Raw genomic sequence first — 17,828 nt, 5'->3', positions numbered from 1 at the left:
GGACTGCTCAACTGCTGATGAGAGCGGGGGTCAGCGGGCGCGCGCCACGCGCTTCTCATCCCACACGGGTTCAGCGGACTCGTACACCTTGCCGTCGGAACCGAACACCAGAAAGCGGTCAAAGGTCCTGGCGAACCAGCGGTCGTGTGTCACGGCCAGGACGGTGCCTTCAAAGTGGTCGATGGCCCGTTCGAGGGCCTCGGCCGAGTGCAGGTCCAGGTTATCCGTAGGCTCATCCAACAGGAGCAGGGTGGCCCCGCTGAGCTGCAGGAGCAGGATCTGGAACCGGGCCTGCTGGCCGCCCGAAAGGGACTCGTACTTTTGCTCCGACTGGCCTGCCAGCCCGTAGCCGTCCAATGCCCCGGCTGCTGCCTCACGGCCCAGGCCGGATCGGTGTTCGTCGCCGCGGTGCAGGATCTCCAGCAGCGTCTTGCCGAGGAGGTCCGGCCGGACGTGGGTCTGGGCGAAGAACCCGGGACGGATCCTGGCGCCGAGTTTCACGGTGCCCTCGTGCGGCACTTCGGCGATCTCCACATCGGAGACCGGCAGGTGCTCCCGTTCCGGATCGGTGCCGCCGGTGGCAAGCAACCGCAGGAAGTGCGATTTGCCCGAGCCGTTGGATCCCAGGACACCCACCCGGTCACCAAACCATACCTCTGTGGAAAACGGCTTCATCAGCCCGGTGAGCTCGAGCTTCTCGGCCACGATGGCGCGTTTGGCGGTCCGTCCGCCTTTCAGCCGCATCTGCACGTTCTGCTCGATGGGCAGCGCCTCAGGCGGCCCGATTTCCAGGAACTTCACCAGGCGGGTCTGGGCTGCGTGGTAGCGGTTGGCCATATCGGACCGGAACGCGGCCTTGTTTTTATACATATTGACGAGTTCCTTGAGCTTGACGTGCTCCTCGTCCCACCGCTTGCGCAGTTCCTCGAAGCGGGCGTTCCGGTCCGCCCGCGCCTCGACGTAGGAGCCGAAGCCGCCGCCGTGGATCCAGGCCCCCGCCCCGTTAATGCCCGGTTCCAGCGTGACAATGCGCCCCGCCGCGTTGTTCAGCAGTTCGCGGTCGTGGCTGATGAAGAAGACCGTTTTCTTCGATTCGTTGAGTTTGTCCTCAAGCCAGCGCTTCCCGGGTACGTCCAGGTAGTTGTCCGGTTCATCCAGCAGCAGCAGGTCGTCGGGTCCGGCAAAGAGTGCCTCCAGCACCAGCCGCTTTTGCTCGCCGCCGGAAAGTGTCGACGCCGGGCGGTGCTGCGCGCGGTCAAAGGGCAGTCCCAGCGCAGCCATGCACACTTCGTCCCAAACGGTCTCGACGTCGTAGCCACCGGCGTCTCCCCAGTCCACAATGGCCTGGGCGTAGCGCATCTGGCTTGGTTCGTCGTCGTCCTCCACCATGGCCAGCTCGGCCTCATCCATCTCACGGGCAGCTGCTGCGAGGGCCGGCGGCGCCGCAGACACCAGCAGGTCGCGGACAGTTGACCCGTCCCGCACCTGGCCCACGAACTGCCGCATGATGCCCATGTTCCCGGAGCGTCCGATCACGCCTTCATCCGGAACCAGGTCCCCGGCGATGATCCGGAACAGCGTTGTTTTACCAGTGCCGTTGGGGCCGATAAGGGCGGTCTTGGTGCCGTCCGGAACCTTGAAGGTCACCCCGTTGAGCAGCTGTGTGCCATCGGAGAGGAAGTAATCGATACCGGATACGTCAATATGGGCCACGTACTCCATCTTCCCATGCCCCGGCAGCGCAGTTTTTGGCACATACCGCTGCCTGAATGGCCCGGAAGCCGGGCATCCGCCGCAGACTCTAGCCGGCAGCCGTGAGGAATTTCTGCAGCAACGGCCCGGATGTTGTTGCCCCCAGCCCGCCGTCCTCAACAAACACGGCGACGGCAAGATCACCGTGCACAGCCACAATCCAGGCGTGGGTCTTGGGCGGATTCGCATTACCGAACTCGGCAGTGCCGGTCTTGGCCCCCACCGGAGCGCCGGGAACGCTGGAGAGGAAGCCGGCGTGCCCGGACGTTACAACGGCGCGCATCATGTCTGCCAGCAGTGTTGCCTCTTCAGGAGTGATCGGCTTGTCCGACGCCTGGGACGGCGCCTCAGCGGAGGCTGTGGCGGACGGCTGGGCAGCGGGAGCAGTTGAGCCGCTGGTTGTTCCCTCAGCGGCGGCACCGGCGTCGGGGTTCAGGACCAGCTGCGGCGCAACCGGTGCGCCCTTGGCCACGGAGCCCGCCATCATGGCAGCTGCCAGGGGCGAGAGCAGCACCTTTCCCTGGCCGATCATGGACGCAGCGTGCTCGGTGCCGGCGGCTTCGCCGGGGACGGAGCCCAGGAAGGCGTCGGCGCCGAGGGTGGGTGCTTCCACCGCAAGGCCCATGGCCATCGCGGCATCCTCCAGCTGCCCTTGGGAGACGGTGTCACGGGCGGCAATGAAGGCGGTGTTGCAGGAGTGTGCGAAAGCGTCGCGAAGGGCCACCGATCCCAGGGAGCCCTCGGGGTACCCTTCCGCGTTTTTGAAGATGCGTCCGTCCACCGTCAACGTGGGGGTGCATTCCACTGTCGACTCAGGGTTCAGTCCGTTGCGGAACATCGCCAGCGAGTCCACCATCTTGAAGATGGATCCGGGGGCGTACTGGCCAAGCATGGCCGTGTTGTAGCCGTTGCTTCCCGGGCCTGATGCGGCCGCCAGGACGGCGCCGCTGGAAGGGCGGAGCGCAACAATTGCGGAGGCCGGTCCCACACCTTCGAGGGTGGTCTCGGCCAGGGACTGCAGCTTGGGATCGAGGGTTGTTTTCAGCGGTGTTCCCGGCGTGGGCTCCACTTCGAAGAGCACCCGGCGGGGGTCCGTTGCAGCGGACTGGATCTGTTCCCTGGTCAGGTCGGCACGCTGGGCACGGACAACGACGGCGTCCGTCCCCCGAAGCTGCTTGTCGTACTGCTGCTGGAGGCCACCGACGCCTGTCACATCACCCGAAGCCAGCTCACCTTCGGATGCCTCAATCTGCTCGGCAGTAGCCTCGCCCACTAAACCCAGCACGGCGCGGGCAAACGTCCGGCTGGGGGCCAGGGGCACCGAGGCGGGAACGGCTCGCGCCCCGGGAATCGCCACGATCTGCTCATCGGTGATGGTGCGGCCTTCTTCGCGCAGGGTTATCGCAGACACGAACGCCTCCGCGCCGGAAGCCTGGACCTGCTGGACGTAGGCGTCCGGGTCCACTCCTACCAATGCAGCAAGCTTTGCAGCAGAATCAGCAGGATCGGCGGCACCAAGCTGCGGCTTGTCGATGCCGACGTTAACCACCGGCCGGTAGGTCACCAGGGGTACGTCCCCGGCGCCAAGGATGTCTGCCCGCTGGGGTGACTGTGAGCCCTTGCTCAGGACCTCGCTGTCGGCAAGGTCCGGTGCCAGGGTGGCCGGGTCCCAGACCGTGAGCCACTTATCCCCGGACTTCTTGAACTTGGCGGAAACGGTGTACTTCCACTCGGCGCCGCCGAAGTTCCAGGTGTAGTTCAGGGGCACTGATGCGTTGTCACCCTCGAGGGCCAGTTCGCCTGCTTCGACGGCGGGCTTAACGGGATTCAGTGCGGCAAAAACTTTCTTCAGCTGGTCATTGGCAGCTGAAGAATCCTTGCCGTCAAAGGGCACTGAGCCCACATCGAGTCCGGAGACGGCGGCAGCCAACTGCCCCGCAGCCTCTTCAGCGCCGCTCCTTCCGTCATCACAGGCAACCAGCGAAGTCCCGAGAATGATGGCAGCGATGCCCAAAGAAAGTTTTGTTGATATCCCCATTGCGCTATTATCCCCCGCTTCAATGCTGGGCTTGTCACATGACGCGCCTTCCGCGCAACCGGGGCACGTTCAGGTGGCAGCCAGGCCGAGTCGGGGCACCGAAAGGCCAAACATGTCGCGGAGGGCATGTTTGGCGGCGTAATAGCCTGGCATACCCGTAACACCCGGTCCTGGCGGAGTGGAAGAGGAACACAGGTAGACGCCGCGCAGCGGGGTCCGCCACGGGACGCGCGACACAACCGGCCTCTGCACGAGGTTCAGCATGTCCATGGTGCCCGCGCTGAAGTCTCCGCCAACGTAGTTCCGGTTGTACTTTGCCAGCCCCGCGGCCGTGATGGCCTTCGACTCCACCACCAAGTCCCGGAACCCGGGAGCGAAGCGCTCCAGCTGGGCGGTGATCGCCTCGGTCATGTTCCGGGTGGACCCGGTGGGGACATGGCAGTAGGCCCAGAGGGTGTGGTGCCCCGCCGGCGCCCGGCTGGAGTCGAAGCGGGACTGCTGGGCCACCAGGACGTATGGGCGCTCCGGGTGCTTGCCGGCGTTCACTTCGTTCTCGGAGCGTGCAACTTCTGCCCGGGTGCCGCCCAGGTGAATGGTTCCGGCGTCGGCCAGTTCCTTCGCCGCCCACGGCACAGGTCCTGAGAGGATGAAATCTACTTTGCAGGAGCCGTTTCCGTACCTGAAGGATTCCAAAGCACCGCGGTAGCGCACGGGAAGCGCGCCGCCGGCCATGTTCAGCAGCCCCTGCGGAGCGACGTTCAGCAAAGTTGCCCGGGTTGCGGGAAGATCCTCGAGCCGGTCGATCGGGGCGTCCGTGTGGATAACGCCGCCGTGTGCAACGAAGTCCTCTGCCATCGCGGCGGCTATGGCAGCGGATCCGCCTTCGGGAATGGGCCAGCCTCCGGCATGTCCAAGTGCACCAAGCATCAACCCGCCGCCGGAAGCTGCAAGGGATGGCTGGTGCGAGATGGGATGGGCGGCCACACCGCTGAGCAGTGCGGGCGCCAAATCTTCCTTAAACCGGGCGTTCCACAGTACAGATCCCTGCTCCAACGTCCGCAGCCCGAACAACCCTGCCGCCAGAGGGTTGCGGGGGATGCGGAGAAGTTGGTTTTGGGTGAAGTCCATGATGCCGTCGATGCGGTCAACGAGGGGTGACATCAGACGCCGGTAGGCATCGCCGTCGCGGCCCAGCCCTGCAGCTGTCCTGTCCAGGGACCGGTAGGCGAGGGCAGCCCTGCCTCCATCGAGCGGGGACCCGTAGGACAGCTCCGGGGTGATGAGGTTAATCCGGCGGGACAGTTCAAAGGCCTTGAAAAAAGGTGAGGCCACCGCCATGGGATGCACGGCGGAGCATATGTCGTGGAAGTGCCCGGGCCGCATGACTTCGCTGGTGCGCGCGCCGCCACCGATGGTGTTGCCGGCCTCGAAAAGCTCCACGGAAAGCCCCGCCCGCGCCATTACTGCAGCTGCTGCCAGCCCGTTGGGCCCGGCGCCCACCACCGCCACATCAGGCATTGGAACCAACCTTCCAGGGCAGTAGGGCGTCTGACCGGTTTCGAAGGTTCAACCTGAGCCAGTCCGGCGCACCGGTGAAGGGTCCGCCGTGGGGATCATCGAGGTGATGCCGCCGGATGGGGTCGTAGTCCGGGTTATAGATGTCCCAGGTTACGCGCAGCATGAGGTAGCCCACCGCAGCCATGTGTGCCGCCACGGCGAGAACGTAGTAGGGCATATCCAGGTTGTGCTGGGAAGAGCCTGCGCTGGTCACTTGTCCAAGGTACATCCACACTGCTGCCCAGTGCAGGCCTTCGACTCCCTGCCAGACCAGAAAGTCGCGCCATCTGGGCCGGGCCAGCGCCAGGAGGGGGATCAGCCACACCACGAACTGGGGTGAGTAGACCTTGCCGGTAAGGATGAAGGCCGCCACGATGAGGAAGGCCAGTTGGGCCAGGCGGGGGCGCCGGTGGGCGGTCAGGGCGAGGGCTGCAATGGCCGCGCAGGACAGCAGGAACAAGCCCAGGGATAAGAAGTCCACGGCGGCCGGGCTGAGTTCCGCCCACCGCAGCCGGTTCGCCACAAGGTTGTAGGCGAACCACGGCGAGCTGTAGCCGGCACCGCGGTCAGCGCTGAACTGGAAGAAGTACGCCCAGCCGGCGGGATTCGCGGCGGCGAAGGGCAGGTTGACGGCCAGCCAGGAGGCACCGGCAGCACCGGCCGTCATCAGGAAGGAACGGAAGCGGCCGGTCCGGACAGCCAGCAGCAGGATCGCGCCCAATACAAGAACTGGATACAGCTTCGTGGCAGTGCCCAGCCCAATGAAGACCCCGGCAAGCACAGGCTGCCGGCGCGCGAAAAAGAACATACCCAGGGCGAGCAGCGCCACCGCCCACAGGTCCCAGTTGATGGTGCCGGCCAGCACGATGCCTGGGGCAAGGGCCACCATTGCCGCATCCCAGGGCCGGCGGCTGGTCATCCTGGCGGTAGCCAGGACCGTGACCACCGTGACAGCGGCCAGGAGCGCCGCATTGATGTCAAAGTAGGCGAGCACGGTCGAATCCGATACCCCGGTCCCGGGAACCAACCATGCCGTTACTCCTGCGATCAGGGCGATCAGGACCGGGTACTCAAACTGGCTGCCGGCGCCGAGGATGGGAAAGGTCCCCTCTGCCAGTCCACGGTTTCGAAAAAGCTCGGGAAAGTCGGAATAGCATGTGGCGTAGAACTGTGTGGGGGACTCCCAGCCGTTGGCGCGGCAATACCCTTTGACCAGGAGGCCCGCGAACGCCGCCAGGACGGTAAGCAGTATCAAAACGCGTTCCACGGTGAAGATGCCCGGGGAGACGATGCCCGGCGCCGCCCGCGATCCGAGGGGTCCGCCGATGACTTCGGTGAAGTTGCGCAACAGGACGTCACTGCGGCTGGGAACTACCAGGCGGGACCGCCCTCGATGCTCCGGCGGCTGGGTCTCCTGCATGGAACCGAGCTTACCGCCGCTGCCGGAAACCCTCGGAGGAGCGCCGCTAAAGACCCCACCGGACAATTGCCGGTGTCCTCTTATCCCAACCCAAGGTGCAGACTTTTGCAGTTCCGAGGATAAAGTGCCGCCCCTCGGCAGGAGGCAGTTCGAGCCAGCGCGCTGTGAGGATCCGGGAGAAGTGGCCGTGGGCCACAATAAGGACGTTGTCCATTCCCGATTCGAGTACGCGCCCAATAATCTTGTCCGCCCTGGCAGCCACCTCGTCCAATGTCTCGCCGTGGGGCACGCCATGGGTCCAGATCAGGTAGTCCGGGTTGTCTTTCCGGATCAGGTCCGAGCTGATTCCCTCGTAGTCGCCGTAGTTCCACTCGACGGCGAGGGGCTCGTGCTGGGCGTCGGGGAAGCCGGCCAGTTCAGCGGTCCGGCGCGCGCGCCTCAAGGGAGAGGTCAGCACCAGGTCGAAATCCACCGGGTCCAGCACCTTGCGGGCTTCCACCGCCTGCTGTTCGCCTTCGACGGTAAGGGGCAGATCGGTGAGTCCGGTGTACTGCCCGCTTTTGGACCACTCGGTCTCGCCGTGGCGGAGGATCCAGAGCTGCGGCCGGGGGGCAAGGGCAGGGTAGGTCACTTGGACTCCTTTGAGGAACGATCGACGGCGGCAGGAGACGTTTCAGCCCCGGCTTCAGCGGGTGCGGCTTCGGGCTGTTCCGCCCACCAGCGGAGCAGTCTGGCCTCGGCTTCCTCGGTGGGCAGGGGCCCGTGCTCCATCCGCTCATTGAGCAGGAACTTGTAGGCGCGGCCCACCACGGGACCAGGTTTGAGCTCCAGCAAAGCCATGATCCGGGCGCCGTCCAGGTCGGGGCGCACCGCCTCCAGCGATTCCTGTTCCCGCAGCGCGGCGATCCTGGCCTCAAGGTCGTCATAGGCGAACGCCAGCCGCTCGGCCTTCCGCTGGTTGCGGGTGGTCACATCTGAACGGGTCAGCCGGTGCAGCCGTTCAAGGAGCGGCCCTGCGTCGGTCACGTAGCGGCGTACAGCGGAATCGCTCCAGCCGGCCTCGCCGTAGCCGTAGAAACGCATGTGCAGCTCCACGAGGCGCGTGACGGCTTTGATGGTGTCGTTGTCGAACCTCAGCGCCTTCATCCTCTTGGAGGTGAGTTTCGCACCCACCATGTCGTGATGGCGGAAGCTGACCGCGCCGCCCGGTTCGAACCGGCGCGTAGCCGGCTTGCCGACGTCGTGCATCAGCGCTGCGAAACGCAGCACGAAATCAGGCGCCGGCACGGGGCCTTCTGTATCCGTTTCCAGCTCCGCTGCCTGTTCCAGCACCTGCAGCGAATGCTGGTACACGTCTTTGTGCCGGTGGTGCTCATCCGATTCGAGCCGGAGGGCGGAGACTTCGGGCAGCACGAACTCGGCCAGGCCGGTGTCCACCAGCAGGTCCACGCCGACCCGAGGCCGGGCACCGCAGATGAGCTTGGTGAGTTCGTCCCGCACCCGTTCCGCGGAAATGATGGTGATCCGTTCTGCCATCCGGCTCATGGCCTGTCGGACGTCGTCGTGGACGGAAACACCCAGCTGCGCCGCGAACCTGGCGGCACGCATCATCCTCAGCGGATCGTCGGAGAAGGACGCTTGGGGGGAGCCGGGCGTGGCCAGGATGGAGGCGTGCAGGTCGCGCACGCCGCCAAACGGATCCACGAGCTCCAGGGAGGGCAGTTTCAGGGCCATCGCGTTGATGGTGAAGTCGCGCCGAAGCAGGTCATCGGTCAGGGAGGAGCCGAACGCCACCACGGGCTTCCGCGATTCCGGATCGTACGCCTCGGCGCGGTAGGTGGTTACCTCAATCTGGAAGCCGGCCTTGCGCATGCCGATGGTCCCAAAAGCGCGGCCAATCTCCCAGTAGTTGTCCGCCCACTTTTTGATGAGGGCCACTGTCTGGTCCGGCGTGGCGTCGGTGGTGAAGTCCAGGTCCAGTGAGGTCCTGCCCAGGAAAAGGTCACGCACCGGGCCGCCCACCAGCGACAGTTCGTGGCCGGCGTCCACAAAACGCTGGCCGAGCTCCAGGACCACCGGGTCCACCTGGAAATCGACGGTGTGGGATTCAGTCTCGTGATGTGCGTGCGCCATAGTTACTTAAGCTTGTCAGAAACCAGCGGCGGCGCAGGCCAAAATACCGTCAAGTTCCGCGCATTCCGTCCGCCACCGGGAATGCGCCTCATCTGCAGTCCATGTTCGTGTCATGTTCCGGTCATCACGAACGGGCAACAGTCGTTAGAGTGGACTCCATGGCCCATCCAGTACCGAGCGCTCCAGGCAGGAGGACAAACGCACCGTTGCCGTCGGCAATTGGTGCGCACGTTGCACCTGCCCAGCACTCGGCACCGGCCTCGCTGCCCACGGTGGAGGAAGTCTCCGCCGGCGGCGTCGTGGTGGACACATCCGACGCCGAGCTGAGGGTGGCCATTATCGCCCGCCTTAACCGCGGCGGACGCCTCGAATGGTGCCTGCCCAAGGGTCATCCGGAGGGCAAGGAAAACAACGAGCAGGCCGCAGTCCGGGAAATCGCCGAAGAGACCGGCATCGAGGGGGATATCCTCGCACCGCTCGGAAGCATCGATTACTGGTTCACGGTCAGCGGCCACCGCGTGCATAAGACGGTCCACCACTATCTCCTGCGCGCCACCGGCGGTGAGTTGACTATCGAGAATGATCCGGACCAGGAAGCGGTGGATGTTGCATGGGTTCCCATCCAGGAACTCGCGCGCAAGCTGTCCTTCCCGAACGAACGGCGCATCGCCGACTTGGCCCGCGAAGTCCTGCCCGAACACCTCTAGGCGGCACAGCTGTGCCGGCATTGCCGTGATAGGCGCCCACGGGTGAGACGATGAACTCGATGTCAGCTTCCAATTCTCCTTCCGATCAGTCCGGCCGCGCCGGCGGCGCTCCCCACGGTGTGCCCGGCCACGACACATCCACTGACCGTGCACACCTGGCCGGCCCGCCCATGGACGGGGCACCACTGGACGGCGGACCCGTTGACGGGGCGCCGGCAGAAATTGTCTCTACCGACGGCGGTTCCGCGGAGGCTGGACAAGCCGCCGCGGCGCAGGCAGGCGAGACCAGGTCAAGCGCCATCATGGCCGCCGGAACCCTGGTTTCGCGCTTCCTGGGATTCGGCAAGACCTGGATGCTCGGCACAGCTCTGGGACTCGGTTCCACGGTCAATGACACGTTCATCAACGCCAACAACCTGCCCAACCTGATCTTCCTGCTGGTGGCCGGCGGCGTGTTCAACGCAGTGCTCGTTCCGCAGATAATCAAAGCCAGCAAGGCTCCCGACAGGGGAGCGGACTACATCAGCCGGCTGCTGACATTGGCAGTCCTGCTCCTGCTGGGACTGACGGCGCTGGTTACTTTGGCGGCGCCGTGGGTCATTGAACTCACCACCCAGGGATACTCCCCGCAGCAGAAGGCACTGGCGGTTACGTTCGCCTTCTGGTGCCTGCCGCAAATCTTCTTCTACGGCCTTTATGCCCTCCTCACCCAGATCCTCAATGCCAACGGCGCTTTCGGGCCGGCCATGTGGGCGCCCATCCTCAATAACGTGGTGGCCATAGCCGGGCTGGGCATGTTCATCTGGATTTTCGGCACCAACGAATTCAGTCCCCACACCCTGGAGAACTGGGGTGACACCCAGACCCTGTTCGTAGCCGGATTCTCCACTATCGGTGTGGTGTCGCAGACCGCCATCCTCATGATCCCCGTGATCCGGCTGAAACTGGGGCTGCGGCCGCGGTTCGGCTGGCGGGGAGTGGGACTTGGCCAGGCGGCCAAGCTCAGCGTGTGGACGTTGCTGACTGCCGCCGTCGGGCAGCTCGGCTTCCTCTACGTCATGCGCATAGCCACCATTCCCGGCGCCGAGCGCATACGGCTGCAGCAGGCGGGGGATCCCGCTGCTGCCATGCTGCCGGGCAACGCCGTTTTGGAAGTGGCCAGCCAGCTGTACCTGCTGCCGCATTCCATCATTGCCCTGTCCCTCGCCACGGTCCTGTTCAACCGCATGACCCGTGCGTCCCAGGACGGCAACCGTGCCGAACTGCGCGATGCCCTCTCGCACGGACTCCGGACCATGGCCGTTGCCACAGTTTTCGGCGCGTTGGCACTCTTTGCCCTGGCGGGCCCGCTCGGCATGTTCTTCTCAGGCGGCTTGCGCCAGGACGGCGTGATGCTGGCCCAGACGCTGACCATCCTCGCGCTCAGCACACCGTTCATGAGCGCCAACTTCATGATGTCGCGGGTCTTTTACGCCAACGAGGACGCCCGGACCCCCTTCTACATCCAGCTGCTCCTGGCAGTTGTTTACGTGGCGGGGGCATTCGCCATCCAGTTCCTGCCGGTGAACCAGATCATTTACGCCATCGCCGTGCTGTACATGGTGGGCAACATCCTTTCCGTAGTTATCAGCGCCTACTTCCTGCGGCGGCTCCTGGGGCATCTGGACGGCCCGCGGATTGCCAACTCCTATATCCGGATGGGCTATGCCGCGCTGGGTTCGGCAATTGCGGGCGCAGGAGCGCTTTGGCTGATGGGCAGCTACAGCCCGGACGGGTTTGCCTGGCGCGACCGGCTCGCAGCGCTGATCACGGTTATCGTGGTGGGTCCCGTCATGCTTTTGGTGTATTTCGTCCTGCTCAAGCTGCTCCGGGTCTCGGAACTTCGCGACCTGCTTCGTCCCCTGCTCGGGCGGCTGGGACGCGGCCGGCAAGATCCGCCTGCGGCGGAAGGCGGGACCCCGCCGTCGGACACTTCACCTGGCGCGCCCTCCGGGGAGCCCCGCCGCCCCGCGCCGGAGCGGGCCACCACGTCGGTTGATACGGGCCTCATCCCGCGCATCTCAGGTGAATTCGACGCCGTTTCCTTCCGTGCCGGGCCGGTTCCGGAGCGCGCCGGCCAAAGGCAGGATGCCGACGGCGGCCGCGGCTCCGTGGGTTCGAGTGCCTATCTTCCCGGCGAGGATCATCCCGGCACCGCACGCGGCGGTCTGTTGCGCGATCAGATCCCGCTTCCGGGCCGGCGGACCTTCCAGGGGAAGTCCGGCGAGAACCCACACTTCAAGCCCCGGCGGCCCCGGAAAAAGTGATGCTTGCCCGGTTTGCCGCTGTCTTTGTCCGCGGGGCGCCGGGCGCCATCGGCTAGGATCGAAAGGGAACAGGGGTAGTTGCATTCAAGGGTCAGCTCTCCGGCGGCCCCTTGAACGGTGGTTGCGTCATCCGAGCCGGCGATCCCGGACAGTCTAGGAGGAACACGTGTCCAACCCGATCGATGTCGGATCAGTACTGGGCGGCCGTTACAAGGTCACAGCCACTGTATTGGCCTCGCACGACCACGATCTGGTGCTGGACGGTGTGGACCAGGTTCTCAACCGACCCGTCAGCATCCTGGTTGCCGGACCTCAGAACACCGAGCAGGTTGCGCAGAGCGCCCGGGAAGTAGCCACCGGTGAACGCCCCGGGACTGTTCAGGTTCTTGACCTCGGCGTGACTGAGGATGCCACGTACCTGATCACCAACCACACGTCCGCGGCGGACCTGCTGGACCTCGTGGTGGCGTCCAATCCTCCGTACGTGGAGCCCTTTTTTACGGACACCCTTGGAAGTGAAATCTTTGGGCAGCCGCGGTCGCATGAACCCGAGCCCTATGACGACGAAGACCATGTAGAAGCAGGTTACATCAACTACGGAGAGCGGCACCCCAGCCAGGTTGATCCTTTCCGTCCCGCGCCCGTGGTGCCCCCGCAAGCTCCCGTCCGTCCGGCTGCGGCACCCGCTGCCCGCAAGCCTGCCGGTGCGTCTCCGCTGGGCGGTGCTGCCCTTGGCGGCGCTGCTGCCGGGGCTGCGGCTTCACACGCTTCCGCCCGCCCTGCCGGCCCTTTGACACAGCCCGTTGGCCCTTCGACACGGCCCGCGGGAGACCCGGCTGCTGTCAGCGCTGCCTCCCCTTTAAAGCCGGCACAGGCGCCTGAAACGGCCAAGCCGAAGGTGTCCCTCTGGTCCGAGGACGACTACGCCAGCGTTGACGGCCAGGACCGCCACGAGGATGCGCCGGTAGAACATGACCGGGCGGTAAAGAAAAAGTCCTCCGCCGTATTTGCCCGCGCGGCGGCTCCGGCAGCCGCTTCCTCTGCTGCCGCCCCGTCCCACGTGGAGCAGGACGACTACGACGACCGGGACGCCCCTGCACGTGAACCCCGTTCCATGCGCTGGCTTGTGGGCGGGCTGCTGGCCGTTGTCCTGATTGCCGGCCTTGTCTTCACCGTTACCAACCTGGGCAGCCTTTTCGCCCCCGAACCTCAAGCCAACCCGTCCGCTCCTGCCACGAACGCTGGCGCTCCCGCAGGCTCCGCTGCACCAACCCAGGCACCCACGTCGGCGCCGCCCGCAGTCCCGCCCGCGATTGAAAGCGTCAGCCGGCAGGGCAACTTCGATTTCGCGGCCACCTTTGACCGTGACCTCATCAAGGCGTACGACGGCAACGCCGCGAGCTACTGGTCCGACATGGAATTCGCGAGCGAAAACTGGGGCGGCCTGGCCGCCCAGGGCGTGCCGCTGGTGGTAAAGCTGGAAAACCCGGCAACCGTTTCATCCGTCACACTTTCGCAGCTTGGTGGCTCCGGCGGAAACATCACGGTGTACACCAACAGCCAGCCCTCCCTGGACGGAGCGAAGGCGGTGGGCACGAACAGCTTTACGTCGGCAGACCTGAACATGCCCCTGGCAGAACCCGTACAGGCCCAGTACGTTATCGTTTCGATCAACTCCCTGCCAAGGCTGGCGGCGCCCAAGACGCGCTACGGTTATGGCCTTCGGCTGGCCGAGGTAAAGGTTCAGTAACCCCCACGGATTGCGCTCGCTCCGCAACACCTGCGGCGGAGATTACTCTGCGGTGCTTGGCTTTGCTGCAGGGCGGTAACCTTGAAAGAGCGTCTCGCGGAGTTCGCTTACTGCTTCCCGCCGGCATTCCGTTGCGCCAGGGGCCGGAATATTCAGGCTGCAGTATCAGTTGTGCCATGTGGCCGGCCTCCAAAGCGGGGCGCGTCAAAAAGGAAGAGGTTCACCGTTCCGTGACCATCACAGAAAGCACCACGTCAGATGTACGTGATGTCATCATCGTCGGCTCCGGCCCGGCTGGATACACGGCAGCTGTCTACACTGCCCGCGCCAACCTGAAGCCCCTGTTGTTGGCAGGTTCTGTCACTGCCGGCGGTGAACTGATGAACACCACAGATGTGGAGAACTACCCGGGCTTCCCGGAGGGCATCATGGGACCGGACCTGATGGAGAACTTCGAGAAGCAGGCAGCACGCTTCGGTACCGACATACAGTTCGAGGACGTCACTTCGCTGCAGCTCGAAGGTCCGGTAAAGACAGTCACCATTGCCACGGGTGAGAGCTTCCAGGCAAAGGCAGTTATTCTCTCCACCGGCTCCGCCTACCGCGAGTTGGGCTTGCCCAACGAAAAGCGGCTGTCAGGGCACGGCGTCAGCTGGTGTGCAACCTGCGACGGTTTCTTTTTCAAGGACCAGGACATCGCGGTCATTGGTGGGGGAGATTCAGCGATGGAAGAGGCACTGTTCCTCACCAAGTTTGCGAAGTCGGTAACGGTTGTCCACCGCCGTGATTCGCTCAAGGCCTCGAAAATTATGGCTGACCGCGCCCTGGCGCACGAGAAGATCAACTTCGTTTGGAACAGCACCGTGGAAGACGTGGTTGGAGACCAGAAGGTCAGCGGTCTGAAGTTGAAGAACCTCATGGACGGTTCCGTATCCGACCTGGCCGTAACTGGCGTATTCGTGGCTATCGGCAATGACCCCCGTACTGATCTGGTTAAGGGCGTCCTGGATTTGACGCCCGAGGGCACGATTGCCGTGGCTGGCCGCAGTTCCAGGACCAGTTTGCCGGGCGTTTTCGCGGCTGGAGACGTTATCGACCCCACCTACCGTCAAGCCATTACAGCTTCGGGTTCCGGCTGTGTTGCCGCTCTCGACGTTGAGCATTACCTCGCAGACCTGCCCGCCTAAGTCCGTAAGCGCTACACGAGAAAAGAGATAAAGCTATGAGCAATGCGAAAGACGTAACAGACGCAAGCTTCGGTACGGACGTTTTGTCCTCGGATAAGCCGGTTATCGTGGATTTCTGGGCCGAGTGGTGCGGCCCCTGCCGCAAGCTGGGTCCCATCCTGGACGAGATTTCTGTCGAGTACAGCGAGAAGGTTGACGTTGTGAAGCTGAACGTCGATGACAATCCGGGTATTGCCGCTGAGTACGGAATCACTTCGATTCCCGCCGTTTACCTGTTCCAGGGCGGGGAAGTAAAGAGCACCGTCATCGGGGCAAAGCCAAAGCAGTTCTTCGAGAAGGAATTTGCTGACGTCCTTTCCTAGGAGCGCAGCAGCGGACGAAGTCCGGTACTTGGAAGTGGCCACCGCCTCGCAGCGGTGGCCACTTTTTTGTGTACCTAGGCATGGCCTTGGCACTCAGACAAGGGCGCAACTGCAGAAGATTGCTAGTTTTGAGCTCTGTCTTAATCCTTGACCAGGGCTTAGAGCGGGTTCGCCACGGCAGGGAAGAAGCCTCTTGGTAATGCGGTGGACGCCGTTGAACTAGTGCATAAGTACCTCGGCCCACTCTTCCTGTTTCACGTGAAACAGGAACAAGAGGGCGGTTTCAGTGGTCATTGGCAACGGCTGCACAGCTACTCCAGCTTTTCGCAGCGCCACAACGAGTGGACACCGGTGCACACCATTCTCATGTTTCGCGTGAAACGGCGGCGCCCCTTCGCGGGAAGTTGGTGATGCCCTACATGGCGTTGCACAACAGCAAAGACGGCCACTTTGATGATTCGCGGCACGTTTCGTACCCGCGCGGAGTCGACATGCGGCGCCTACTTTGTTGAGTCTCAGTAGCGTAGACTCCTGGGTGCCCACGAAAGATCCATACACGGAGCTTCTTTGCGTCTGGGTGGCCTCCAATTGCAGGTAATTGTAAGCACTCAAGACCACCTGACCCTCCATCCAGAGTAGTGCGACGTTTTGCCACACCTCGCATGCCCTGTATGGGTAAGACTAGGTTGAGCGCCAAGGTACACACCGGCGTTTCACGTGAAACAGCTAGGAAGAGGAGCGCGTTGAGTTAAGGCGCCCGCTTCGGCAGTGCACTCTTTGCAGCACACATTCGACAGTCCCAACATCCGCTGCACACGGAAGACGTGCAGACGTACGACCGATAGCACGACCAGTCATTCAGCAGCGCAACCGCACCTTCCGCGGCGGCAATGATCTGCGGTTAAAGTAAAGAAAACGGGAGGGGCGAGCTTAGTTATATGGACCGGAGGCCTGCTCTTATCCTTGAGGGTCGAAATTACTCCTCCCATCATTGCTTTTTCTGACCCTGCTATCGGCGTGCCTCAACTGTATAAGTGCTGGACCAAAACGCGAGGTGTGCACAGCTGCAACCACGACCCGGGGTTGGTCTTTACTTCGGGAAACCGCTAACAGTCGAACGACAGTGCAGCAGTACCAAAGGATTTAGAGCATGCGTACGGCTCGTTGTGGCCTGCAAGGGCGGGCGACTAAACCACAATCGGCAACAACGGTATGCTCGGCTGAGACCCATCAATAAAGTGGTTTCACGTGGAACATCGCCTGCGGCAGAGCGAAGAGCGGTGTTCTGGTGAACAACCTAGCGACAGATCTACCGCCGACTGACAGATGGACACTACGACCAGGTGACTGGTCGGAAACACGACCACTGGAGGCACTACTGAGAAGATGGCGCAGCGGCGCATCATCAGCACTGTCCCACCGGATTGAGAAAGAGCACTGAGCAGCTATATACCCCTGGAAGTACTATGCGTAATGCGTAATGAAAAGCCCGCTTATAGCCGATCGTTCTAAACAAGAGAACTAGCCTGGGAGCAGCTCCACACAAGTGGACTAAGCCCACGGGAAAGGGTGGCATGCAGCTACCTGGCCTCTAAGGCAATCGTGCTGACCAGTGTAAGCAACTTCGACCGCGATGGTCTGCAAGGCGCAAGGGGGTGTCCACGCCAGACCCACTTGCACGCCCGTCCCTGCCATCAATGAAACTAGCCCATTTGCCGCTGGGACAACCTCCTGCACCGCTGCTCGTAGACTCGGGTGCCTCTTTCCACAAAGTTATCCACAAGCGAGCTACCGCTTGTCCCCACAGTTATCCACAATCGGTCAGAAGTCTTACGGTCCTCACTCCTCGCTGCCAGCGGAGGTCGCGTGCTTATTGTGGGGTTAAGGCCGGCTGCTGTCGGGAGTGTGAGAGTGCCCCGTGCATAGGCCGGGACCGGAAAACGCATAAGCCGGCTCCTTGGTAAACCTAATCCGGCTTCTTAGGAGCTGCGTTGGGCGTTGCGGCGGGGCAACGGCAGCTGTGCACGTGAATGGGGTGCGTGTTTCACGTGAAACGGGCACGCACGTAAGAGTACGCGACCTGAGACGTGTGGGGCGGGCGAAAGCGCAAACCGGCTAACGCGCAGGTCAGTCGCCGTAGGTATCCACAGTGTTATCCACAGCACTTTTCCACACGAAGCCACGGCTGCTAAGTCACTGATTATTGCTGGACATGTATAGATGTAGCCCGCGAATACTAGGAGGTGAAGGTGAGTCGACGTGCTGGCCCGCTCCACCTCACCACTGCTTGAGTCGAGGGCCGTGGCTAGCCTTCCAGTCTCTCCTCTGCGGCTGAACTGAGGCCGCAATACGTCGCTGTCAAGGACCCCGCTAATAGGCCAGCAAGGCACCTGGTTTGTCCCCAGCAGGAACCAAATGTCCGGTCGATCCTTGAGCAATAATAAGGGCATCGTCCCGGCGGCCGTCAGTGAGGGATTGGTAATGCAAAATACTGCTTAGCTGCGGGGGTACTGGCCCAAGCGCGCTGCTGTTGTGTATCTACCGGAACGGTTAAGGCAGATACAGCGATCCAGGACCCTGTCTGACGGTTCAACACCACCCAAGCGCCTTATCGAG

The 17,828-nt window shown here is 63.3% G+C and carries 11 protein-coding genes; 5 read left to right on the top strand and 6 right to left on the bottom strand.

Annotated features, from left to right (window positions below):
• Positions 1 to 30 precede the first annotated feature (30 nt).
• The 6 genes from AC5RTE_RS15475 to AC5RTE_RS15450 all read right to left on the bottom strand — a co-directional run bounded on the left by AC5RTE_RS15475 (position 31) and on the right by AC5RTE_RS15450 (position 8,900).
• Complete coding sequence (locus AC5RTE_RS15475; RefSeq protein ID WP_494042291.1) at positions 31 to 1,713, bottom strand: ABC-F family ATP-binding cassette domain-containing protein; 1,683 nt, start codon at positions 1,711 to 1,713, stop codon at positions 31 to 33.
• A gap of 88 nt (positions 1,714 to 1,801) precedes the next feature.
• Positions 1,802 to 3,790 (bottom strand): penicillin-binding transpeptidase domain-containing protein, encoded by a 1,989-nt coding sequence (locus AC5RTE_RS15470; RefSeq protein WP_494042262.1) that lies wholly within the window; start codon positions 3,788 to 3,790, stop codon positions 1,802 to 1,804.
• Positions 3,791 to 3,859: 69 nt separating this feature from the next.
• Positions 3,860 to 5,308: a phytoene desaturase family protein gene (locus tag AC5RTE_RS15465; RefSeq protein ID WP_494042261.1), complete on the bottom strand. Its 1,449-nt coding sequence runs from the start codon at positions 5,306 to 5,308 to the stop codon at positions 3,860 to 3,862.
• Positions 5,301 to 6,767: a glycosyltransferase family 87 protein gene (locus AC5RTE_RS15460; protein ID WP_494042260.1), complete on the bottom strand. Its 1,467-nt coding sequence runs from the start codon at positions 6,765 to 6,767 to the stop codon at positions 5,301 to 5,303. The genes AC5RTE_RS15465 and AC5RTE_RS15460 overlap by 8 nt, the downstream gene beginning before the upstream one ends.
• A gap of 46 nt (positions 6,768 to 6,813) precedes the next feature.
• On the bottom strand, positions 6,814 to 7,398 hold the full coding sequence (locus AC5RTE_RS15455; RefSeq protein ID WP_494042259.1) for a histidine phosphatase family protein: 585 nt from the start codon (positions 7,396 to 7,398) through the stop codon (positions 6,814 to 6,816).
• Positions 7,395 to 8,900 carry a CCA tRNA nucleotidyltransferase gene (locus AC5RTE_RS15450; protein WP_494042258.1) on the bottom strand — a complete coding sequence of 502 codons (1,506 nt, stop codon included), beginning with the start codon at positions 8,898 to 8,900 and terminating at the stop codon, positions 7,395 to 7,397. Before AC5RTE_RS15450 ends, AC5RTE_RS15455 begins: the two co-directional genes overlap by 4 nt.
• Before the next feature lie 206 nt (positions 8,901 to 9,106).
• Here AC5RTE_RS15450 and AC5RTE_RS15445 point away from each other — a divergent pair, with 206 nt between their 5' ends.
• The 5 genes from AC5RTE_RS15445 (at position 9,107) to trxA (ending at position 15,212) form a co-directional block, all read left to right on the top strand.
• Complete coding sequence (locus AC5RTE_RS15445) at positions 9,107 to 9,607, top strand: NUDIX hydrolase (RefSeq protein ID WP_050057127.1); 501 nt, start codon at positions 9,107 to 9,109, stop codon at positions 9,605 to 9,607.
• A gap of 59 nt (positions 9,608 to 9,666) precedes the next feature.
• The gene (gene murJ, locus AC5RTE_RS15440; RefSeq protein WP_494042257.1) at positions 9,667 to 11,913 is read left to right on the top strand and encodes a murein biosynthesis integral membrane protein MurJ; all 2,247 of its coding nucleotides are present in this window, start codon (positions 9,667 to 9,669) and stop codon (positions 11,911 to 11,913) included.
• A 166-nt stretch (positions 11,914 to 12,079) separates the two neighbouring features.
• Positions 12,080 to 13,663 carry an ABC transporter substrate-binding protein gene (locus AC5RTE_RS15435; protein WP_494042256.1) on the top strand — a complete coding sequence of 528 codons (1,584 nt, stop codon included), beginning with the start codon at positions 12,080 to 12,082 and terminating at the stop codon, positions 13,661 to 13,663.
• Positions 13,664 to 13,893: 230 nt separating this feature from the next.
• Positions 13,894 to 14,850, top strand: coding sequence for a thioredoxin-disulfide reductase (trxB, locus tag AC5RTE_RS15430; protein ID WP_494042255.1), 957 nt, complete (start codon positions 13,894 to 13,896; stop codon positions 14,848 to 14,850).
• Between the two features lie 35 nt (positions 14,851 to 14,885).
• The gene (trxA, locus tag AC5RTE_RS15425; RefSeq protein WP_104043843.1) at positions 14,886 to 15,212 is read left to right on the top strand and encodes a thioredoxin; all 327 of its coding nucleotides are present in this window, start codon (positions 14,886 to 14,888) and stop codon (positions 15,210 to 15,212) included.
• The last annotated feature ends 2,616 nt before the right edge of the window (positions 15,213 to 17,828 follow it).

Source organism: Arthrobacter sp. K41 (genome assembly GCF_059089645.1).
The sequence above is the reverse complement of the archived record's forward strand: the minus strand, read 5'-3'. Positions and strand labels throughout refer to the sequence as shown.

Excerpts from the sequence above, each read along its gene's own strand:
- trxA (WP_104043843.1), top strand. The coding sequence starts at position 14,886 with ATGAGCAATGCGAAAGACGTAACAGACGCAAGCTTCGGTACGGACGTT.
- AC5RTE_RS15450 (WP_494042258.1), bottom strand. The coding sequence starts at position 8,900 with ATGGCGCACGCACATCACGAGACTGAATCCCACACCGTCGATTTCCAG.
- murJ (WP_494042257.1), top strand. The coding sequence starts at position 9,667 with ATGTCAGCTTCCAATTCTCCTTCCGATCAGTCCGGCCGCGCCGGCGGC.
- AC5RTE_RS15470 (WP_494042262.1), bottom strand. The coding sequence starts at position 3,790 with ATGGGGATATCAACAAAACTTTCTTTGGGCATCGCTGCCATCATTCTC.
- AC5RTE_RS15460 (WP_494042260.1), bottom strand. The coding sequence starts at position 6,767 with ATGCAGGAGACCCAGCCGCCGGAGCATCGAGGGCGGTCCCGCCTGGTA.
- AC5RTE_RS15465 (WP_494042261.1), bottom strand. The coding sequence starts at position 5,308 with ATGCCTGATGTGGCGGTGGTGGGCGCCGGGCCCAACGGGCTGGCAGCA.